This is a genomic window from Spiroplasma sp. SV19 (assembly GCF_030060925.1).
In the GTDB taxonomy this organism is placed as follows: domain Bacteria; phylum Bacillota_I; class Bacilli_A; order Mycoplasmatales; family Mycoplasmataceae; genus Spiroplasma.
This window is the reverse complement of record NZ_CP045455.1, coordinates 844,094-866,557: the sequence shown is the minus strand read 5'-3', so window position 1 is coordinate 866,557 and position 22,464 is coordinate 844,094. Positions and strand designations below refer to the sequence as shown.

26 protein-coding genes are annotated in these 22,464 nt (G+C 27.9%); 24 read left to right on the top strand and 2 right to left on the bottom strand.

What is annotated here, in order from left to right:
• The first annotated feature begins 2 nt into the window (after positions 1-2).
• From E7Y35_RS04190 to E7Y35_RS04120, 15 genes are all read left to right on the top strand, one after another.
• Complete coding sequence (locus E7Y35_RS04190) at positions 3-1,568, top strand: Mbov_0396 family ICE element transmembrane protein (RefSeq protein WP_283271738.1); 1,566 nt, start codon at positions 3-5, stop codon at positions 1,566-1,568.
• An 89-nt stretch (positions 1,569-1,657) separates the two neighbouring features.
• Positions 1,658-2,041 carry a hypothetical protein gene (locus tag E7Y35_RS04185; RefSeq protein ID WP_283271737.1) on the top strand — a complete coding sequence of 128 codons (384 nt, stop codon included), beginning with the start codon at positions 1,658-1,660 and terminating at the stop codon, positions 2,039-2,041.
• A gap of 67 nt (positions 2,042-2,108) precedes the next feature.
• A complete protein-coding gene (locus E7Y35_RS04180; protein WP_283271736.1) occupies positions 2,109-2,408 on the top strand; it encodes a hypothetical protein in 300 nt (99 codons plus the stop codon).
• 35 nt (positions 2,409-2,443) lie between these two features.
• Positions 2,444-2,812 (top strand): hypothetical protein, encoded by a 369-nt coding sequence (locus E7Y35_RS04175; RefSeq protein ID WP_283271735.1) that lies wholly within the window; start codon positions 2,444-2,446, stop codon positions 2,810-2,812.
• 125 nt (positions 2,813-2,937) lie between these two features.
• Positions 2,938-3,174 (top strand): hypothetical protein, encoded by a 237-nt coding sequence (locus tag E7Y35_RS04170; RefSeq protein WP_283271734.1) that lies wholly within the window; start codon positions 2,938-2,940, stop codon positions 3,172-3,174.
• Positions 3,165-3,629 carry a hypothetical protein gene (locus tag E7Y35_RS04165; protein WP_283271733.1) on the top strand — a complete coding sequence of 155 codons (465 nt, stop codon included), beginning with the start codon at positions 3,165-3,167 and terminating at the stop codon, positions 3,627-3,629. The genes E7Y35_RS04170 and E7Y35_RS04165 overlap by 10 nt, the downstream gene beginning before the upstream one ends.
• Before the next feature lie 661 nt (positions 3,630-4,290).
• Positions 4,291-4,848 carry a hypothetical protein gene (locus E7Y35_RS04160; protein ID WP_283271732.1) on the top strand — a complete coding sequence of 186 codons (558 nt, stop codon included), beginning with the start codon at positions 4,291-4,293 and terminating at the stop codon, positions 4,846-4,848.
• 137 nt (positions 4,849-4,985) lie between these two features.
• Positions 4,986-5,252 carry a hypothetical protein gene (locus tag E7Y35_RS04155; protein WP_283271731.1) on the top strand — a complete coding sequence of 89 codons (267 nt, stop codon included), beginning with the start codon at positions 4,986-4,988 and terminating at the stop codon, positions 5,250-5,252.
• A 254-nt stretch (positions 5,253-5,506) separates the two neighbouring features.
• Entirely contained in the window at positions 5,507-5,752 is a 246-nt protein-coding gene (locus tag E7Y35_RS04150) for a hypothetical protein (RefSeq protein WP_283271730.1), read from the top strand.
• A gap of 11 nt (positions 5,753-5,763) precedes the next feature.
• Complete coding sequence (locus E7Y35_RS04145; RefSeq protein ID WP_283271729.1) at positions 5,764-6,402, top strand: AAA family ATPase; 639 nt, start codon at positions 5,764-5,766, stop codon at positions 6,400-6,402.
• A gap of 199 nt (positions 6,403-6,601) precedes the next feature.
• Positions 6,602-7,237, top strand: coding sequence for an AAA family ATPase (locus E7Y35_RS04140; RefSeq protein ID WP_283271728.1), 636 nt, complete (start codon positions 6,602-6,604; stop codon positions 7,235-7,237).
• A 102-nt stretch (positions 7,238-7,339) separates the two neighbouring features.
• On the top strand, positions 7,340-7,702 hold the full coding sequence (locus E7Y35_RS04135; RefSeq protein ID WP_283271727.1) for a hypothetical protein: 363 nt from the start codon (positions 7,340-7,342) through the stop codon (positions 7,700-7,702).
• Positions 7,703-8,281: 579 nt separating this feature from the next.
• On the top strand, positions 8,282-9,322 hold the full coding sequence (gene dnaG / locus E7Y35_RS04130; protein ID WP_283271726.1) for a DNA primase: 1,041 nt from the start codon (positions 8,282-8,284) through the stop codon (positions 9,320-9,322).
• Complete coding sequence (gene mobL, locus E7Y35_RS04125; protein ID WP_283271725.1) at positions 9,309-10,634, top strand: relaxase MobL; 1,326 nt, start codon at positions 9,309-9,311, stop codon at positions 10,632-10,634. Before dnaG ends, mobL begins: the two co-directional genes overlap by 14 nt.
• Before the next feature lie 4 nt (positions 10,635-10,638).
• On the top strand, positions 10,639-13,515 hold the full coding sequence (locus E7Y35_RS04120; RefSeq protein ID WP_283271724.1) for an Mbov_0399 family ICE element protein: 2,877 nt from the start codon (positions 10,639-10,641) through the stop codon (positions 13,513-13,515).
• Between the two features lie 241 nt (positions 13,516-13,756).
• On the opposite strand, the gene E7Y35_RS04115 is transcribed toward E7Y35_RS04120, so the two are convergent.
• The gene (locus tag E7Y35_RS04115; protein WP_283271723.1) at positions 13,757-13,945 is read right to left on the bottom strand and encodes a hypothetical protein; all 189 of its coding nucleotides are present in this window, start codon (positions 13,943-13,945) and stop codon (positions 13,757-13,759) included.
• A gap of 123 nt (positions 13,946-14,068) precedes the next feature.
• Here E7Y35_RS04115 and E7Y35_RS04110 point away from each other — a divergent pair, with 123 nt between their 5' ends.
• From E7Y35_RS04110 to E7Y35_RS04070, 9 genes are all read left to right on the top strand, one after another.
• On the top strand, positions 14,069-14,530 hold the full coding sequence (locus E7Y35_RS04110; RefSeq protein ID WP_283271722.1) for a UPF0236 family transposase-like protein: 462 nt from the start codon (positions 14,069-14,071) through the stop codon (positions 14,528-14,530).
• Positions 14,531-14,700: 170 nt separating this feature from the next.
• Positions 14,701-14,952: a UPF0236 family transposase-like protein gene (locus tag E7Y35_RS04105; RefSeq protein ID WP_283271721.1), complete on the top strand. Its 252-nt coding sequence runs from the start codon at positions 14,701-14,703 to the stop codon at positions 14,950-14,952.
• Between the two features lie 239 nt (positions 14,953-15,191).
• The gene (locus E7Y35_RS04100; protein WP_283271720.1) at positions 15,192-15,413 is read left to right on the top strand and encodes a hypothetical protein; all 222 of its coding nucleotides are present in this window, start codon (positions 15,192-15,194) and stop codon (positions 15,411-15,413) included.
• A 380-nt stretch (positions 15,414-15,793) separates the two neighbouring features.
• The gene (gene rpsL, locus E7Y35_RS04095) at positions 15,794-16,216 is read left to right on the top strand and encodes a 30S ribosomal protein S12 (RefSeq protein ID WP_040094450.1); all 423 of its coding nucleotides are present in this window, start codon (positions 15,794-15,796) and stop codon (positions 16,214-16,216) included.
• A gap of 22 nt (positions 16,217-16,238) precedes the next feature.
• Complete coding sequence (gene rpsG, locus E7Y35_RS04090) at positions 16,239-16,706, top strand: 30S ribosomal protein S7 (RefSeq protein ID WP_283271719.1); 468 nt, start codon at positions 16,239-16,241, stop codon at positions 16,704-16,706.
• A 23-nt stretch (positions 16,707-16,729) separates the two neighbouring features.
• A complete protein-coding gene (gene fusA, locus E7Y35_RS04085) occupies positions 16,730-18,808 on the top strand; it encodes an elongation factor G (RefSeq protein ID WP_283271718.1) in 2,079 nt (692 codons plus the stop codon).
• 116 nt (positions 18,809-18,924) lie between these two features.
• Positions 18,925-20,115, top strand: coding sequence for an elongation factor Tu (gene tuf, locus E7Y35_RS04080; protein ID WP_283271717.1), 1,191 nt, complete (start codon positions 18,925-18,927; stop codon positions 20,113-20,115).
• 121 nt (positions 20,116-20,236) lie between these two features.
• Complete coding sequence (locus E7Y35_RS04075; RefSeq protein WP_283271716.1) at positions 20,237-20,851, top strand: LemA family protein; 615 nt, start codon at positions 20,237-20,239, stop codon at positions 20,849-20,851.
• Between the two features lie 53 nt (positions 20,852-20,904).
• Complete coding sequence (locus tag E7Y35_RS04070; protein ID WP_283271715.1) at positions 20,905-21,924, top strand: DUF3137 domain-containing protein; 1,020 nt, start codon at positions 20,905-20,907, stop codon at positions 21,922-21,924.
• On the opposite strand, the gene E7Y35_RS04065 is transcribed toward E7Y35_RS04070, so the two are convergent.
• Entirely contained in the window at positions 21,914-22,408 is a 495-nt protein-coding gene (locus E7Y35_RS04065; protein ID WP_283271714.1) for a hypothetical protein, read from the bottom strand. The two genes, E7Y35_RS04070 and E7Y35_RS04065, sit on opposite strands and share 11 nt — an antisense overlap.
• Positions 22,409-22,464: the final 56 nt, after the last annotated feature.

The window sequence follows — 22,464 nt, the reverse complement described above, 5'->3', positions numbered from 1 at the left end:
CAATGGAATTAACTAACTATTTATATTTAATGGGTATTACAGATTGGATTGGTGACGCAATTTTAAAAACAATGTGAAAAATATTTGTTGAAGGACCGTTGGGCATAGTTTCGGTATTTGATCAAGTGTTGCGATTTTTATCTTCGGGAATAGTTTTTGATTTATTGTTTAATAGTGAGCGCCAATTTTCGTTTGCTAACATTCCAACTGCTTTTTGACAGTTTGCAATTGTCGCCGTCGGATTGTTAGTTATTATCTTTATTTCCCAGTTTTTAACGCTCCAATTCAAGGAAGCTGGTGAAATGAAACCCAAATTAATGTCTTGTTTAAGATATACCGGATTAGCAGGGGTATTTGTCTTTTTTATTCCGTTAGGATTTTTCTTTGTTAATGCCATAATTACTTGATTTGTTTCCATTCTAAATACAGTGTTTGGGACAAGTGGCATTAATTTAGCAGATACCTTATACTGAGCCGGAAACATTAATGGGATGGGTGGGACAGTTACCAATTACAAACCACCAGCAAATATTGGTGACTGAAGTATTATTGTCCAGATATTTGCAGTATGATTTGTGTTAATAGCGATTGCTATGCTCGGATTAGCTTTAACCCAAAAAGTGTTTGAACTCCTATTTCTCTTCTTAGTATCACCGTTAGTAATGGCGGGAATGGTCCAAGATGAAGGAAAACGAGCATTAACTTGAAAAGATATGGTTTTATCGAAAATGTTAGCTGCTTCAGCAACCTTGGTGGCATATTATATTTATATGTTATATACCACTGTTATTTCTAATCCTAATTTTGGACCATCAGACTTTCCCGGTTATGCGAAAATGTTATTACGTTTAATTTGCTTACTTGGTGGGGCCTTAGGAACATGAGGAATTACTGTTATTATTGCTAACTTTATTGGCGAAGGTGTTGGGGCAATGGAAGGAATGAATTCGATTCGAACAACAATGGCTGGTGGTTTATTTGCCGCTGGTGCTTCGAAAATGGTTGGGAAAGCTTTAGGGTTTGCTAAATCAAAAAAACAATTAAAATATGAGAAGAAACATGGTTCTAGTGGGATGATGGGACCGACTGCTGATTCATTAGCAAGTAACCAGAACAATAGTGGAATTGATCCATCGGGAATTACCAAAATGCGAAGTCGAAGTGGTGCCATCGGACTATTAGGCGCAGTAGTTGGTGTTGGGGCTGCTTTAGCCGGAAAAAGTATTTGAGCGATTAAAAATGGGTGAACTAGTGCCAAAGATACAAGCGGAATTGTTTCAACCAAAAATGGTATTGATGTTAAACGAAAAGGAAAAGTTGGAACATACGCTCGTAAATTTGGTAAGGCAGTTGGTAGCGGTTTAGCAGCCCCATTTGTTGGAACTGGTCGAGCAATTAAAAAAGCAACCAAAGTTGGCTGAGATGCAGCTGGCGAAGTATTTGTTGGTGAAGCCAGAAAAGGTTATAAACGTGCTAGTGAAATTCCACAGGAGATTAAAAAAGCTAAAATTGAAAAAATCCGAGTACGTGAAACTAAAAAAATGAAAAAATCTAAAAAGAAAAACTAGAATTTATGTAAAATTCTAGTTTTTTATATTATAATACAATCAAATATCAACTGTATTAATCATTATTAATTTATAAAGGAGAATGAAATATGGGTATTAAAAGTTTACTTGGTGGTGAAGTCAATTATAAGGCAATTGATAGACACTATCAAAAAGAGTATAAAAAGTTAGCAGAAAAACAAAAATTTATTAATTATTCTGATAAAAATCATTTTAAACTAATAGAATTAGTTGGACCAGAGAATTTCGTTAATAAAGTATTTGAATTTGGAAATAAAGATATTGAAACAACAGAATTATTACTTAAAGAATTTTTTGAACGTCATCCAGATGCTATTCCACCAGAATACAATCCTTATTATGTTAATTCAGAAATTAAACAGGATAGTAGTAATGATCTAGAAGCATTAAAATTAAAAAAAGAAATCCTTGAAATGGAATTAAAACTAAAAGAATTGGAAAATAGTAAGTAATTACTATTTTTCCCATGTAAGTACTTAAATAAACTCTTATTAATTAACAGAATAGTGAAGTGATTTAATGACAACAAAAGAATTGGAAAATATCAAACCTTTGTATGCAAATACAGTTAATAATTTTTTAAGTGATTTAAAAGAATATGATACTTTAAAAGTTTTATTGACAAATAAAGCTAAAGAACTTGGAATTGAATCTAGATTTAATATAGCAGAAAAAAATTCATGAAATAGAAATATGCAATATATTAAAGAACTTTTATCAAATGTACATCCAAGTACATCTATTTTATTAGAATTACATAATAATTTGAATTTTAATGGTAGCATCGGTACAGCTAAGTTTACACCTAAAAATCTATAGAAACAGTTATAATTAAATAGTGAAGGTGTAACAAAATGAAAAAATATCAAAAATACTCAAATGAACTAAAACAGGAAGTTGTAAAGCGCTTTAAAAATGGTGAATCAGCAATTAAATTAGCAAAAGAATTTAATTTATCAGTGCCTGTTTTAGTTTATGAATGAACAAATAAAGATTTAAAAAATAATTGTTGTGAATTAAAAGAAGCTGATCAGAATGTTGTTAAAATTAAATTTCTTGAAGAACAATTAAAACTAAAAGAAAGAGAGTTAGCTCTTAAAAATAAAGAATTGCAGAAAGAACAATTACGGGCTGAGTTCCTAAAAAAGCACATTCCCTCTGACAAGAAGTTATGTCAGAGGGAAAAGACAACAGAACAAATTTTATGATGAAAATCTAGATAATATTAATAAACTATATGATTGAAGGAATAAACTTTATGCTCATATTGGGGAAGAAAAGAAATAGTTATATTAGATAAGTTAATATAACTTATAGATAAAATTACTGTTAAGGAGGGATAAATAATATGAAATATTGTAAATGTAATAAAAACAAAAGTGAGTTTAAATCAGAAAAAGAACATCAACAAATTTTAGAAAAAATAATTTTAACCTTTAACGAATATTCAAAAGATTTAAAAAAGGGTTCAGAATTTAAAGATGATTTTGTCAAAATAATTAATGAAGATGAAATTAAAATAAAAAAAAATTGAGATTGCTTAAAAATAACAATAATAATGAAGGATGTTTTAGTTTGTATGTAAATAATAATAAAATAACAGATTTAGTTTTTTTGAATTTATTTGAAGATGAAATAAGAAAGGGAAAAAACTCAAAGATTAATACATTTGTAAAAGAGATTCATATAATAGAAAAATTTATTAGTTTAAATTCAGATTATAATTGAGATAATGTTTTTATTTTTGAAGGACCTGATTTTTTATATAGTAAAAATGAAGAAATAATAGCTATAGAAGTTTTTTGATCTGCAGATAAGGGATATTTTAAATTGGAGGATGAATTCATAACTAAAAAACTTAAATGTCAAAATATAACACCAGTGTTAAATATTGATTTAATAGATCAAATTAAGAAAGTTTTTAACAAACATTTTATGAAATTAGAAACATATTTAAGTAAAATTAAAAATAAAATAACTGAATGTAATAATGGACTAAGTAGACTAAGTAATAAAAACATAATAAATTTTTGTTTATAACTCAGCAGGGATATTTATTATCTAAAAAAATTAAATGTTTAACAATAATTAATTATCTTAATTCAAAAATATCTATTTTATTAAAAACAATATTAATTTAGAGTTTGTAATTAATTTTGAAACTAGCAATGATCAATTTATATTTTTATGCAAAATGATGAATTTTATGTAAAAATAAATATTGATGAAATTGAAAATATGAATAAAGAGATAAATGGGATTTTTAATAAAAATAATTTGCCATGAATTTTTAAGAAATAATTTATATATAAGATATTTTACATCCATTTATAGAAAGCAGATAGAGTAAAATGGAAAAATATTTGTTTATAACATCATTTGTAATAATAATTCCATTTTATTCTATAACATTTACCCAATGTTTATGTACAGACTATAGTATGTAAGGTAAATATGGAACTTGATTTAATTCATTATGAAAAGGTATTTGTTCAAGCCATAGCAAAAGAAATTAATAAATAATATCAAAATATGGTGCAAGCCATATTTTTTGTTATAATATGCCTAGGTAGCAACATATATATTAATTTTGAAAAAGGAGAAATATGGGTATAAAGATTAAATATTTTTTGTTTTGCAAAAATTATTAATCTTTTTAAATAAAATTTATGGAAGGAAAAAAAGAAAATAAATTATTATTATGAAGAAAATACTAAGTTTATTGAGTGCTGTCACTTTAGGAATATCAGTAGTAACTCCAGTTGCCGCATGTAATAACAAGAATAGTAGCGGACTAGATAAAGGAATCCAATCAAAACCAGATGAACCGCCGGTTACTTATGATATAAAATACTATCAAGACCTATATGATATTACTAAAGTCAAATATGATAATAAAAAACAAAATATTGATGAATTAAAAGCACAAGCAATGATTGCTCAAATTTGTGGCGGGGGTGTATTGATTTGTGATGAATTACAAAAAATGATTGATGTAGCTAAGGTTGAATTATATCAGTATAATGTAATTTTATCTGATTGTCAGTATCAAATTTTTTCTTTACAGTACAACGGTAATTTTATTGAGCCAACGATTAAAGTCAAAGCATTAGGATTTTTAACAGATAAATTAACAACACTATCAACCATTAAAGCAATTATGTTGCTTTATCCAACAAATTATCGTCAAAATGATATTGCTAAAATAAATACTCAAATTGTAATCGTTCAAAAATTAATTATGAATTTATCAAATTAATGTCAAAATGCAATTGAAAAATTAGAAATATTAAAACTAAAAAATCATTAAAATGGAATTAAAGTTAAAAAAGTTATAAAAGGAAATTATAATTTTTAAAATTTTAAATTAAGCATATAGAAAGTTAGGAAATAATTATGGCAAAAGATAATACATTAAATAAAAACAGTTTGGAATTTAATATTGAAACAGGAAATAAAGATCAAGACAAAATAATTGGACCAAAAGCAAAAAATATTAAAAACTCAGAAATTCATACAACCATTCACCAGAAAGACTATCAAGAAATGTACTTAAATTTAAAGGAAGAAAATATTGAGTTAAGAGGTGAAATAAAAGATTTAAAAGAAAAACTTAATTGTCAAAATAATTTTATTTTAATTAAAATTTTTACATATATATAGGTAGCTCTCAATATTTAATAAATTTTATAGAAAAATTAATTGAAAGAAAGATTAAGTTTATTAAATATGATTCAAACGGTATTGACAAAATTACATATGAAACTAATATTCATGTTGAAAAGGATAAATGAAAAGAGGCTAAAGTGCTATTTGATGAAATTACTTCTAAAGATAAAATAGGTGACTATTTTTATATGGGATAATTATATCCAACGATAAATAAAGTACATATTAGACATAATTGATATGCCAGAATGATTGAATTTTTGAATAAGGCCGAATATGATAAAGTGAATAAAAGTTGGTTTGCATATCGCAACGATTTATTACAGTGATCTAATTGAGGGGATAAAAAATTAGTTTATAAACCACCAGCATTGTTAGAGTATAAAAGAACACTTGCTGGAAAAGGATATTATGAAATTAAAACGGAAGTTTTAAAAGAAGCTATCCAATTTTGACGAAATAACTATGAAATAAAATGAATGAATAGAATGTAAGGAGAAAAAATATGAGATATCTACAAGTAAAAAACTATCGCTCAATAGAAGATGGAATATTTAATTTTGGAAATATTAATTTTTTTATTGGTGATAATAATACAGGAAAAACATCAATTTTAAAATTAATAAATGCCATACATAAAAATGAGTATTTAAATTTTAATGGAACATATTTATCAGAATATTTGATGAATGATTTTAGAATTAATAATAAACCAATAGAAGTATTATATGGAACATTTCAAATAAATGATGAAGATAACAATTCAAATAAGAATTTAAAATTTCCAACTTTTGAATTTTTAACTATAGATACAGTGAAAGATTATGATAAACCACTAATTAAGAAAATAGTTACTAATACAGATGTTGAGGAAGATAGTGCAATTTGTGAATTTTCTATAAATTACGCTTTTGATTCTAACAAGGAATTAAATATAACAAAAATAATAATGAAAATTTTTTTATATAATATGGCATCATTGAATTTTGACTCAAAAGATAATAATCTAGATGCTATTAATGAATTAAAGAAAATTATTAATGATGATAAAAATTGTAAATATTATAAAGAAATTGTTCTGATAATAATAAAATTAATAAAATTATGATTGAAAATATTAATAACAATTTTATTAATGATGTAAATAAAAATGATGAAGAAATTTCTAGAAATCATTTAGATTATTTATTTTTACTTAATCCAAAAACTAAATTTGATATTGGAATATTAGAAAATTATTTTTCATTTTATTATTCAGAAATAAATGATGCTATAAATATAAAAAAACAAACATTAAAAATGATGAAGAAAATGATTCATCTGAATTTAGAGTATTTCCAAGAATGAGATTTTTTAGTCGGTTTGATACACCATATTATATTCATTCTCTGCGTCCTGAATTTAAAAAAGTATATTTATCTGATGATTTTAAAAATAAGGATGATATTTTAGCACAAGCTCTAAAGTTAATTAAAGATAATAAAAAAATCACTGAATATGTAAATGATTTTTTTAAAAAAACAGAAATGTTGCAAGAAATTGTAGTAAAACCTGAAAAAATTTGGGGTTATGACATTGTTGTTCCAAGATATATTGACTATAATGATAGAACAAAAGAACAACAGTTTAAATTATCAATAGCAGGTATGGGTATATCTCAAATATTGCCAATATTAACTAGTGTCTATAATAATAAGATGCAAAGATTCATAATAGAACAGCCCGAAATTCATTTGCATCCAAAAGCACAAGCTGAATTTGGCAATGTACTATATAACTATTATACAAAAATGAAAAAGAAAACAATTAGAGGTGGAATATTAGCTAGACAATTATTTATAGAATCACATTCGTTATATATTCTTAATAGATTAAGAACTTGTTTTTATCCAAATGAAAAAAATAGTAATGAAGTATCTTTAGAAAATATTACAGTATTTTATTTTTATAAAAATAAAAATCTTTTGTTACTCAAATAGATAATATTTATCTTTTATCTAATGGAAAATATAGAGGAAATTCTCAAAAAATGAATAGTTTTTTTATAACAGAATCAAAGAAAGTTTTAGGTTTAATTACGGATGAAGAGAATAATTAGTTTAATTAAAGGTAGAAAAATTATTTTAATAGATACTTGTATTTGATCATATTGTTTAGGATCAAAAAAATATATAAATAAAAATGTTATTTCTTCGTTTGAAAATTTATTATTAAATGGAGGTAATAAATTTGTTGGAATATTACCAGGCTCAAAATTAAAATCAGAATTTAATGATTATTTGTTAGATTATGATAGCTCATTATGTGATTTGTATGGATTTTATACAGATAATGAAGACTCTTTAGAAATTATAGAGACAAATAGAACTGAAACTCAAATATTTGATAGTCAAGTTGAAAATTTCATTAATAAAAATGAATTAAAGAAAACATTATCCACATAGATATTATGCAGATCCATATATAGTTTATGGAGTGTATTTATTTGGTTGTGATTTTATAATTACATATGATAATGATTTAATTGATCAATTGAAAAATAAATATTATAATTATTTTCCAAGGGCTAAAAATTTAATTTAATTGAAAAAAAGCAATTAATTTCTCAATCATTTGACTTTATAACACATATGATATAATATATAAGCATAAAATTAAAATGCTAAAAGCAGGAGGGCAAATTAAAATGAAAACAAAAAAATCAATTATAATAGAATTAGAGGAAAATATCATTAAGCCTCAAAAATAATTGAAAAATTTGTATATAAATTTCTAAATCTTTATTAAATTTTATATTATTTATAATGTAAAAAATAACATTATTAAAGTGGTTAATTTACCTATGGTAGAAATACAGTAGTTGACTTGCGTTAGGAAGTCTTCATAAAAGAAAATCGAAAGATTTTCTTTTTATTTTTTATAGTATAATATTTATGTAGATGACCAATGACACATCGGTTACACGTTTTTGTGTACCGATGTGTTATTATATTGGTATATGACAATCATAATAAGGATCAATAATGATGTTAGAGGTTTTTAGAGATTATTTAAAATTGTCAAAAAGAGGACGGAATTATATCGCAATTTGCCCCTTTCATAGTGATTCACATCCTAGTTTGTCGGTTTCTGTTGAAAAACAAGTTTGGCGTTGTTTTGTTTGTAATATTGGTGGTTCTGTTGAATATTTTGTTGCTAAAATGGAAAATATGCAAATTAATGCTGCAAAAGAACTACTTTCTACAAAATATAATTTAGAGCAAAATTTTATTGCAAAAGAAGTAAAGGCAATCCCGCAAACCGAAAAGGACAAGTTATATCAGTTAAATTATTTAACCATGTTATTTTTTAAAAATACTTTAAATACTTTACCCGGGAAAGAAGCAAAAGATTATTTGCATCACAGAGGCTATGTTGATCATACAATTAATGAATTTGATTTAGGATATGCAAATAATGATGATTTACTTAATTTTTTAATTCGAAAAGGGTATAGTAAAACAGAGTTAATTACAGCGAATTTAGCTAGATATAATTACCACAATGAGTTAATTAGTGTTTTTAAAAATCGGATTATGATTCCAATTAAAAATGCAAATCACCAAGTAGTTGGTTTTTCTGGTCGTGATATGACAAATGAAAGTTCAATCAAATATCTAAACACTGCTGAAACACCAGTATTTACTAAAAGTAATATTTTGTTTAATTTAAATAAAATAACAAAAGAACACAAAGAAATTACCTTAGTGGAAGGATATATGGATGTAATATCATTATTTCAAAAACAAATTCCAGCGGTCGCTTTAATGGGGACTAATTTATCAAAACATCAAATTTCATTATTATCGCAGCGTTTTGATAAAGTTAATATTTTTCTCGATAATGACAATCCCGGAAAATTAGCTAGTGAAAAAATTAGTAACTTATTAATAAATACAGGATTAACAGTAAAAACAATTGAAAATAATAGTCAATACAAAGATGCCGATGAAATTTGTCAAAGCAAAAACTTTGAATTGTTGAAAGATTTATATTATGAGGAAGTGGAATATGAACTTGGATAAACATAGTGGTTATGAACATACCGATCAAGCAGTCCCGGTTATTTGAAAAATAATTCGGTTTTCAAAAAACAGTGAGAAATTTCAATCAAAGCGAAAATATTATAAAAGTGGGGACTATTGAAAATATATTACTAGACCAGAAGCATTATGCAAGTGTTGTTTAAATAATGATAAATTAAAAGATTTAAAAACTACCGATTCACTAAAAGACTATAGTAAACAAATAAATGAAATTACAAAAAATGCTGATAAAAAAGACACTGGAATTTATGCTAACGGCAATAAATTAACATCCACAGAAGCAAACGAAATGAGTAGTAAAATTAAAAACTTAGAAGAAAATCAGTTACTCTGGGATTGTGTATTAAGTTTTTCAAACGATTTTGAAAAAGAATACAATTTGCATAATCGTGAACAAATTGCTGAAGTAATTGATTCTAATATTAAAAAGTATTTTCGTAAGGCCGGACTAGATACTAACAACTTAGATTATTGATTTGTTGTTCATGATAATACTGAAAATATTCATGCTCATATTGGTTTTATGGAAAAAGAGCCAAAATCATTAGTAAAAGGAAAAAGTGAATTTAAATATCGTGAATTGGGCAAAATTGCTGAAGAAGCTAATGAGTATTTTCGTTTTCAAACTCAGCAATATGTTGAGAATAGACGTGAGTTTTTTAAAGAGTTACGAACAAAACGAGATGAAATAACTCCAAAATTTCGGATGCAAGTTCATAATGACATTAAAAATAATTCAGATGAATTAACTACTTTAATTAAAACTTATTTAACAGATGCTCCAGTGCATAAAAATGGCAAGCATTTTAAATATGCAGAATTATATCAAACAGCACCAGAAAAACAATTACAACTTCGTAATATTGTTGACTATGCAATTCAAAACAATGATGATTTAAAATTTCAGGTTGATGACTATTTGATTCGTCTACAAACTCATCGTGATCAACTTATTAAAGACAATGAAAATAATAAAACAGCAGTTGATAAAGCAAATAAATGATATTGAAAAGAAATTTATGGAGATGGATTGTATCGAAGATTAGCTAATGCTTTTTTAAATACTTTGTACTTTAAACCAAAACATGCAAAAAAACCAAAATATCCGCCAGGTTTATATGAAGGAATAAATAAACCTTTTGATTGAAAATATAATTCATTATCAAAACTAACTTATGAATTATCACAGCAATTTGGTTTAGCAATGCAAAACGCCATGAATAATTTTAGACAATTACAAAATGAAATTCATAATGTTAATAGTTATGATATGAAAGCAAAGGGGGAATAATATTTTGAAAATTTTATTATCAATATTAACTTTAAGTATGTTAATAACAACACCATTATTACCATTAAGTACAAAACAATTAATTACAATGTATAGTAGTTTACGAGGAACTCCATTTCATCCTGACATTAAAATTACTAATACTGATGAAAACAAAAACAGTCAATCAGGAAACTTAGACCATTCCGTAAAAGAAACTTATCTTGGATATACTTCAATAATATGGACAAATTATGCTAATTCTTGAACACAATTTAAACAATACTATAAAAGAATTACCTTATACACATCAGGGTATGTAGATGGGAAAAGCGCTTCTAAGAATACTTTTGGTTATACTTATATTACAGTTGCTAATATTGAACAACGTTCAAGTTGACATAGTAATGCCACTTTAAGAGCAAGTGGTTCTTCATATTGTCTTGCTTATACAAGCCATAATTTTTATTGAGGTAGTTATGTTCAAGCAGGAGCATATTATGATGCAATAATTAATGGTAATACAATTAAACTAATGTTTTATTTATGAACAAAAGGATATCAATATGGTAGTGGTTCGGTTTGAACAGAGGCATATATTAAGTTATCTGGAGGAATTATTCATTCATCATGAAATTTAGATACAATTAAAAATAATTTGAATAATGCTTTGTCAAATACTATTAATTTAGTTTCAGATTATTCGGGAGCAATTGATGATAAAAGAAATATTACAGATCCAACAAAAAAAGGTAATGATTTAACAACAAAGATAAATACAATTATCAACAATGTTTTAGGCGATGAATATTATGCTTGAAAACAGTATATTCAACCGTATTCCTTCAATAATTCAACAAGACAAGCAGCAATAGTTATAAAATTTATTAATCCAACTTCGCAACATCAAGAAGTTTGAACATTTACGACACCAATTAAAATCACATTGTCTACAAGTTATTGGGCAAAATTACTAAATGAAAGATTGCATATTATGCCTGGGCAAATTGTTAATCCCCAAGATTCAACAAAAGGAATGGTCCTAGATGTTCCTGATGTATTAATGCCTTCTGACCCCAATAAAAATTTTGGGGGAACATTAAGATATCATACGACAGTGTCGTTGGAATTTGATGGTGCTTTAAATAATAGTGAATGATTAGAAATCAATGGGGTAAAAGTCGATGTTTTAGACAATAAGTTTATTGCAACATTACTCGATAATAGAATTGCCGGGGAAACGATTAATACATATGATGTTATTGTTTATCATGATGATGGGCAATACAAAGCACAATATCAAGTTAAGATTATTATTGAAACTTTAATTCCTGATTTAAAATTAAAATGATATGCATGAGATCCTACTAAAAATCCAGGACAAAATATTTTAATTACACCAAATTTAGCAGATGGAAAACCCAATCCAAAATATGATAAGGAAATTAATTCAGACACAGGAACTAAAACCCAAATTATTTGAGTTAAAAATAAATCATCAGTGCCGTTTACCTTAGATCCATTAAACCAATTTGGCGAAGTGATTAATCCCAATATAAATCCACAGGATTATGATTTAGGATTCATTGCCGAAGGAGCAGTCGCCGGAAAGGGTGTTAACCAAACTTTTAGCAGCCCAAATATTACAACAGTTTATCGCAAGGAAGTTGATCCTAATTTACTACCTTTTTCCAATCCAACGGCAAGACAAAAAAACCAACGAATAAAATCTGATGGCGAAAATCAATATTGAAGTGATAGTGGAATTTGACATTATGTTGAAAATTTATCCGATCAATCAACAGCGCAAAAATTTATGATTATTGGAGCAGATTATTCGGAAAAATATCCGCGGTTTTTAGATGTGTTAAATAATTCTAATATTGCTGTTGATTTTTGAACAACAATTCATGGGGTACATTTGAAAAACTATTTAGCTAAATGAAAAAATTTAAATTCGACTGATATTGGTCAATTAAGTTATGAGCAAGTAATGAGTTATTGAAAAGAATATACCTCGGATGTTATTGCCCAACGGATTCCCCCTGATCCCAATCCGGCAAATTATGTTGATATCACCGGGAATCTACCCATCATTAAAATGAACGAGACAGAAATAAACGTTATTGCAAATAATATAATCGAAGCGGTAAATAAATATATGATGTTGAAAGGACCGAAAGTAAAGTTAAATTCTGATTACAATGTTTATTCCCTTGATGGCAAAGATATTACTGTTGATAAAAGGGGATTAAAGGTTTTATTACAAAACAAAACAACACCACAATATTTAGAATTAAGGGTAAAGGCAAGCCCCACTTCAACATTGTTAATTGGAACAGCTAGTGTTCAAGTTAGAAATTCAGTTTCTTATGATCCTGTGACAGTAAGGGATTTAAGTAAAATTAAATTCAATCAATATAAATATAATTTTAATAGTTTTACTGCTGAAGAATTACGAAACTGAATTTACCAAGATGTTGATAATTATATGAAAATATATGGTTACAATGATATTATTTTAAATCAAGATTATGGTGTTTCGGGCAATAAAATTCCAAGGGCAGATCCTGTTACCCATCATAATACTCCTGGTGATTTGAATGATGTTTTACTAAATAACTTTTTAAATAATATTAGTGGGATTAAAACATTAACTTTAATTATTTATGCTGATAATGCTAGTGATAAAACAACAGGGTATTCATATCATCAATTAATTAATGACCCAGAAAGTAAACCAGTTCCACCAACACCACCATTACCACCTAATCCGGATGCTAATCCAGAAAGCCCACATAGTAAAAAATATTTATCATGATTGTTACCTGTAATTTTATGTCCATTAATAGTGGTTAGCATTGGGATGATATGGTTGATAATTCGAAAAAAAAAGAATTAAGTAAATTTACTTAATTCTTTTTGTGACGCTGCAGTTTTAATTGGGCATCAACAGTTAAAAGTAATTGGCGTCAATTTTTATATGGGTCAAAATATTGTGTATCTTCTTTGCTTTTAAAAAGAAATCATTTATTATTAACATATTCATAATTATAAATTTCAAGGATTTCTTTGTATGTGAATATTTTTAAGTTATATTTTTTAATATCTCCATAAATTCTGTCATAGTTTTATTGTCTACATTATACACTTTCAGTAAAAATATAAATTGATTGAATAATATGTCTAACTTCAGCATATTGCGAATATAAAAAAGATATTCTGGCAAACTTTTTGTGAAAAATGTTAAATACTCGTGCTGGAAGCTTTAAAACAGTAGCTTCTGAATTAAATAAATCATATAATTCATCATTAAAGTATAGGTGCTTCATTTCAAGTCTAAATCTTTCTATTAAAAAGGCGATATTTTTATGTTATAATTATAGCATAGATTTAAAATTCACTGTATCAACAATTATTAATTTAACAAAAATAAATTGAGGGGCAGTATTAAAATGGGCAACAATAAAGAAGGTATTAATTTACTTAATTTTAATATGGTTAAGTATGTAACAGATGAAAAGAAAAAGCATAATCAACTGTTATTACAAAGTATTAAACAACAATTAGAAGAATTGGATTACCAGATTAGTAATGAGAAGTGGCGTTTAAAAAATGGTTATATTCGTAATACATTAGTACCGCGCACGATTTTAACACAAGAAGGACCTGTTACATTTCGCCGGACAAAGTATAAATATATTGGTGCAGATGGCCGTTGACATTACAAATATTTGTTAGACGATTACATTCAATTAGACAAATGACAACGATTATCATTAGATTTTATTATTGCCATTTTAGACCATATTACCTCTAAACAAACATATAAAAATATTTTAGCAGTTTTCCCAAATATGGATATTTCAGAACGAACAATTTCCAATATTATTAAAAATATAATATTAAAGAATTAATTAATGAATCATTTAAGTTACAATACGAAGTACCAGATAGTAGTAAATATGAATATATTTATATTTTAACCGATGATACCTGAGAAGATTTATTAGTTAAAAATAAATCTAATGAGTGTCGTTATCGTTTAGTAACCTTTCATACTGGTAAAGATCATAATGGTCGATTATTGAATAAACGACAATTTTATTGATCAGTTCCAAAGGGAGCTAAAATAAATACGAAGAAATTTGTGCATGAAATTACTAACCAATTGTTGAAATTTTATGGGATATCGTATAAAGAAAAAGAATTATTTTTATGTGGTGATGGTGCAGGTTGAATTAAAATTACTGCGCAAGAATTAAAATCCAATTATGTTTTAGATTATTTTCATTTATCACAGTATATTCACAAAGCATTTAATAAAAACGTCATTTAAACCCGGCATATAGAAGTTTATTTGATAAAATAATAACCGAAATTAAAACAGAAATTATCAAGGGTAATGTAAATAAAATAATTACTTTTTTAAATGATTTTAAAAATATTACAAAATATACAGAAGAATTTAAAATTGATTTAGAGCATTATAATAAGTTAATTCGTTATTTAAAGAATCATCAAAAAGGGATTGAGAGCTATCAACACCAGGGTTATATTGGTTCTTGTTCAGAAGCAATGATTTCGCATTCTATTAAAGCATATATGGGTTATGGAGCAAAAATTTATAAATATGAATCTTTTAATGTTATTTTAGATTTGGCAATGGCCCAAACCAATGGGTTGGATCCATTAAAAGTATTAAAAGATAATATTATTGCTTATCATGAGCAAGAAATTAAATATTATCGGCAAAATATTTGAAAATGATATCAGCATTGGAAAAAAAGATTATCATAAATCTTATGAACGAAATATTGAACTTCCAGTTTTACGATATAAGAAAACTCAAATCCAAGATATAATTAGGAATTTACTTAATAAACAAAAATAATAAAGAAATATTTTAAAAATATTTCTCTTTTGGTGTTGCATAAAGTTATAAAATCGGTAAAATAAAAATAACTAAATAAGAAAAAGACGTTTAGTCTTTTGTTTGAGGGGATAATTGTTGTTATCCCAAATAAAATATATTGTTAAAAGTTCCAATTATTTCTTACCATCTTTTTTAATAAACCGTTAAATAATTATTGACTTAATTTTGGGTTTTATGTAATATTATATATGGATTGTATTCTTTGATACACTCGGATATGTGAAAAAAGAAAGGAGCAAGTTTAATGCCAACAATTAACCAATTAGTTCGTAAACCACGTAAAGAAAAAGTGTGAAAAACAAAAGCCCCCGCTTTAAATAGAGGGTTAAACTCTTTACAAAAAAAACCAACTGATGTAACTTCACCACAAAAAAGAGGAGTTTGTACTCGTGTTGCAACAATGACACCAAAAAAACCAAACTCAGCGTTACGAAAATATGCCCGTGTTCGTTTAACAAACGGAATGGAAGTAACAGCATATATTCCAGGAGAAGGACATAATTTGCAAGAACATAGTGTTGTCTTAATTCGTGGAGGAAGGGTTAAAGACTTACCAGGGGTACGTTACCACATTATTCGTGGAACATTGGATACTGCCGGAGTTAATAACCGTCAACAAGGAAGATCACTATATGGTACAAAAAGACCAAAAGCAACGAAAGCTTAGTTAAAAAGGAAGGAGGGATTTTATGCGTAAACGCCAAGCAGAAAAAAGAGATGTTTTACCAGATCCAATTTATAATTCAAAATTAGTGACACGTGCAATTAATAAAATTATGATTGATGGGAAAAGAGGGGTTGCTCAAACAATTTTATATGGAGCATTTGATATTGTAAAAGAAAAAACAAACAGTGAGCCATTAGATGTGTTTAATAAGGCAATTGAAAACATTACACCACATTTAGAATTAAAAGTTCGTCGAATTGGAGGAGCTAATTATCAAGTTCCAATTGAAGTAAATGATGACCGTAAGGTTACTTTAGGATTAAGATGACTAATTAATTATGCAAGATTACGTAATGAAAAAAGCATGATTGATCGTTTAGCAAATGAAATTATTGATGCCTCAAATGGAATTGGTGGGTCAGTAAAGAAAAAAGATGATACACATAAAATGGCAGAAGCAAATAAAGCTTTCGCCCATTATCGCTGATAGGAAAGATAGAAAGGAATTTAAAAATGGCAAGAGAATATTCTCTAGAAAATACGAGAAATATTGGAATTATGGCGCACATTGATGCTGGAAAAACCACAACAACAGAGCGGATTTTATTCCATACTGGTAAAATTCATAAAATCGGAGAAACACATGATGGGGCTAGTCAAATGGATTGAATGGCTCAAGAACAAGAACGTGGAATTACAATTACTTCAGCGGCAACAACAGCCTTTTGAAAAAATATGCGTTTAAATATTATTGATACTCCAGGCCACGTTGACTTTACTGTGGAAGTGGAAAGGTCATTGCGAGTATTAGACGGGGCAGTTGCAGTTCTTGATGGACAATCGGGAGTTGAACCCCAAACAGAAACTGTTTGAAGACAAGCAACAACTTATGGAGTACCACGTGTTGTCTTTGTTAATAAAATGGATAAAATTGGAGCGGACTTTTTATATTCAGTAAAAACAATTCATGACCGCTTACAAGCAAATGCACATCCTGTACAAATTCCAATTGGAGCAGAAGATCAATTTTCGGGCATCATTGATATTGTAGAACGAAAAGCTTATCATTACGATGGAGCAGCGAATGAGGATGCCCAAGAAATTCCGATTCCTGATGATTTAAAAGATTTAGTGGAAGAATATCGGATGAAATTAGTTGAAGCAATCGTTAATTTTAATGAAGAGTTAATGCTGAAATATTTAGATGGAAATGAAATTACAATTCCTGAAATTAAAAGTGCGATTCGTGCTGCAACATTAACAGGAGACTTCTTCCCAGTCTTTTGTGGAAGTGCTTTTAAAAACAAGGGAGTTAAATTAATGTTGGATGGAGTCATTGACTATTTACCATCTCCAGTTGATATTCCGGCGATTAAAGGAGTATTAGAAGATGGAACAGAAGTTGAACGTCATGCTGATGATAGTGAACCATTTTCAGCGTTAGCATTCAAAATTATGACTGATCCGTTTGTTGGAAAATTAACATTTTTCCGTGTTTATTCAGGAGTGTTAAAAAAAGGAAGTTCTGTTTTAAACTCAACAAAAGATAAGAGTGAACGAATTGGACGATTATTAAAAATGCATGCTAATAATCGTGAAGAAATTGAGGAAGTTTATGCTGGTGATATTGCTGCCGCAGTTGGTTTAAAATTAACTACAACGGGAGATACCCTTTGTGATGAAAAAAATGAAGTGATCTTAGAATCAATGGTGTTCCCAGAACCAGTTATTAGTTTAGCATTAGAGCCAAAAACAAAAGCAGATCAAGAAAAAATGAGTTTAGCATTACAAAAATTAGCAGAAGAAGATCCAACATTTAGAACATGAACAGACGAGGAAACGGGACAAACGATTATTGCTGGAATGGGTGAGTTGCACTTAGACATTTTAGTTGACCGAATGAAGCGTGAATTTAAAGTGGAAACCAATGTTGGGGCTCCACAAGTTTCATATCGTGAAACATTTAAAGATAGTGCCGAAGTAGAAGGAAAATACATTAAACAATCAGGGGGACGTGGACAATATGGACACGTATGAATTAAGTTTGAACCAAACCATGATAAAGGTTTTGAATTTGTTGATGCGATTGTTGGAGGAAAAATTCCAAAAGAATTTATTGGTTCAGTTAAAAAAGGAATTGAAGAATCAATGCAAACTGGTAAATTAGCTGGTTATCCAATGATTGATATTAAAGCAACCCTATATGATGGGTCATACCATGATGTCGATTCATCACAAATGGCCTATGAATTTGCTGCTAGTTTAGCATTAAAAGAAGCGGCAAAAAAATGTAAGCCAGTTATTTTAGAACCAATTATGGCTGTTGAAGTTACAGTTCCAGAAGAATACTATGGAGATGTAATGGGGAACTTATCATCACGCCGTGGTCAAATCGAAGGAAATGACCAGCGTGGAAATGCTCAAGTTGTTAAGGCAAAAGTTCCGTTGTCAGAAATGTTTGGTTATGCTACTGATTTACGAAGCTTTACGCAAGGGCGAGGAACATATACAATGTTATTCTCACACTACCAAGAGGCACCAAAATCAGTTACCGAAGAAATTATTAAAAAAGCTGGAAAATCAGCGGAATAAATTTATTAAAAACAATGGTTTTATCCACCATTATGAAAAAAAGATTGCAAAGCAAGATAAATTAATTTACAATAGTTATGACATTTGTCTATTAAATATAGGAGGAAAAGATTAAAATGGCAAAACAAAAATTTGATAGAAGTTTACCACACGTAAACGTTGGAACAATTGGTCACGTTGACCACGGTAAAACAACTTTAACAGCGGCTATTACAACTGTACTAGCTAAAAAAGGATTCGCAGAAGCACAAGGATATGATAATATCGATAAAGCACCTGAAGAAAAAGAACGTGGGATTACAATTAATACTTCACACGTTGAATACCGTACTGATAAAAGACACTATGCTCATGTTGACTGTCCAGGGCATGCTGATTATGTTAAAAACATGATTACAGGAGCTGCGCAAATGGATGGTGCGATTTTAGTTGTTGCGGCAACCGATGGGCCAATGCCTCAAACAAGAGAGCATATCTTATTATCAAGACAAGTTGGTGTACCAAAAATGGTTGTTTTCTTAAACAAATGTGATATGATGGGTGACGATACTGAAATGATCGACTTAGTTGAAATGGAAGTTAGAGACCTATTAAGTGAATATGGATTTGATGGAGAAAATACCCCAGTTATTAGAGGTTCAGCATTAAAAGCACTTGAAGGTGACCCTAAATGAGAAGAAAAAAATATGGAATTAATGAATGCAATTGATACATGAATTCCAGAACCAGAAAGAGATACTGAAAAACCATTTATGATGCCTGTTGAAGATGTTTTCACAATTACAGGACGTGGAACAGTTGCAACAGGACGTGTTGAACGTGGGATTGTTAAAGTTAATGAAGAAGTTGAAATTATCGGATTAAAAGAAGCAACTAAAAAAGTTGTTGCAACAGGTTTAGAAATGTTCAGAAAATTATTAGATGATGCTAAAGCTGGAGACAATGTTGGGATTTTATTACGTGGAGTAAACCGTGAAGATGTTGAACGTGGGCAAGTTATTGCAAAACCAGGTTCAGTTAAACCACACAAAGAATTTAAAGTACAAGTTTATGTTTTAAGTAAAGAAGAAGGAGGGCGTCATACGCCATTCTTCGGAAATTACCGTCCACAATTTTATTTCCGTACAACTGATGTTACAGGTTCAATTAAATTACCAGCCGGAGTAGAAATGGTTATGCCAGCTGATAATGTTGAAATGACAGTTGAATTAATTGCCCCTGTTGCGATTGAAGAAGGAACAAAATTCTCAATTCGTGAAGGTGGTCGTACAATCGGTGCCGGAACAGTTGTTTCAATTATTAAATAATTAACTTTTTAAAGATAGCTCAATTACGAGCTATTTTTTTATTATTTAAAAGTTTATCTTGTTTTTATTATTATTTTCTTATATAATAATTAGCAAATAGGTTCAGAAAGGAGGAACAAAAATGGGATATAATCCAACAGTAAATAATGCGGAAGTGGCGGCAAAAAGTAGTTTTTTGGGCAAATTCTTTGTTTACATTTGGTTTATTTTAATTTTTCCAATTTTCTTGTTTATTTTATCAAGAAATAATTTGATTCGTAATAAAGAAAAAATTGAGGAAACAGCATCAGATATTGATGTACAATTAAAACGCCGTGTTGACATGTTAACAAAGTTAATTGATAGTACAAAACAATATATGAAGTATGAAAAAGATACCTTGGCGACAATTGTTGAATTAAGAAGTCAGGCTAATAAAAACTTAAATGTGCAAGAATTAGACAAAGTTAATAATGCAATTACTAGTCAAGCGGGGAAAATTAATGTCTTATTAGAAAATTATCCAGATTTAAAAGCAAACAATAGTGTTATTGAATTGCAAACAGGAATTAAAGATTGTGAAGACAACATTGCTGCGGCTCGTCGTTTTTATAATTCGGCAGTTCGTGATTTTAATGCCAGTTTAAAAACTTGACCATCAAATGTTGCAGCGTCTTCGTTACGTTTAAGTACATTTTTATATTTTGAAGCAGATGCTGCTGATCGTCAAGATGTTAAAATAGATTTAGGACAATAATTGATTGCTCCTAATTCTATTTTTTAAGTTAGTGAGGAAATTAAGATTAACCAATGGAAAATAATATAACACCTTTAGAAGCGGTTGTTACGCAGGAATTTATGGAACTGGTTATGAAACATAAATTAAAAAATACTAATTTTAAATATTTTAAAAAACGTTATTTGTTTTTAAACTGGTGCTTAATAACAATTACTTTTTTACTATGATTTTTGTTAATAATAACTTTTATTAATATTCAATTGTTCTTTTTTGCAACTTTAAGTTCTCTTGGGATTACTGGTCAAGTTCTTATTCTTCTTGTAAGTTTAGGTACCTTAAGTTGTGTGGGATATTTAACATTTAAATATTGAAGAGCAATAAAATTACAAAAACTTATTATTCAAGAATTACCGATGGCAAAATTTTATCAAACAGAATTAGATGTTATGACAACAAAAAAATATCAAGTTGCAACGGTTAAAAAAAAGTTTGACTTTTTTCCTCGTGTTGGTGTACCACCAAAAAGTGAAATCAAACAAGATTATGTGCTTAATTTTAATGCAACTAATGTTAATTATTCATTTGGGACTTTAACACGAAAAGAAGTAATTAATAATGGGAAAAGTACGGATATTATTTATACTCGTTATCCATATTTGACAATTGATATTAATGAAGAATGAGATTTGATTGCGACAATTAAAGCAATGCGGACTTTTTTTAAAATTTTTAAATCAAAAGATAATACTAATTTAGAATCAACTGAATTTGAAAAAATATTTGCTGTTAATGCAAATGATCAAATTCTAATTCGAAAGTTATTGACACCAAAAGTAATGGTTAATTTAATTGAGTTAGCTAATAACAATAAAAAAATCCCCTTAATGCAATTTGATGGGGGACATATTACAATTGTTTTTAGTCATTATAATGTTAATAATTTTAATGACATAACGGGAAGATTACTTGGTTTTTCGTTTGTTGGAACCTATCAAGAAGCCATTACAAATATTGTTGATGTTATTCGAAAAGATTTAAACTGACTATTAAGATCTTTACAATGAATTGAAGCCTATGATTTTAAGAAGTAGCTTTTGCTGGGGGAATTGGGCGGTTTAAAATAATTAGATTAACCGTATTAAAACCACCAATAATAAAACAGCTTCATAAGGCATAACCAAAACCAGCATATCATAGTTGCTTGATGGCACTATTAAAAGTTGTTTTTAAAATAAGTTGAATTGAAACAATTGTTAAAAAGAAAAAAACAAGGGTAATAATGAAAACAAAAACATAAAAGTAAAAACTTAGGCTTAACCTATTTTTTTCATTATCATAGTGATAAATTTTTGAAAAAATAAAAGGGTTTTTAATAATTAAATAATTAATAAATAATAAAAGTAAATTAATGACAATAAAAATTGAACAGTACATTAATTTATCTTGAGCGGGCATTTTTTTTTGTAATAAAAAGATAATTAAAAAGATAATAGTGACTAAACCTAAAGCGGCTAGTAATCATAGTAGATGTCATTTTATTTTTTTAAGATAACTACGAATATTAATAATTTCCATTCTAAACTCCTTTTTTGCTAGTTGTTTATATCTTACTATAAATTTATAAGATAATA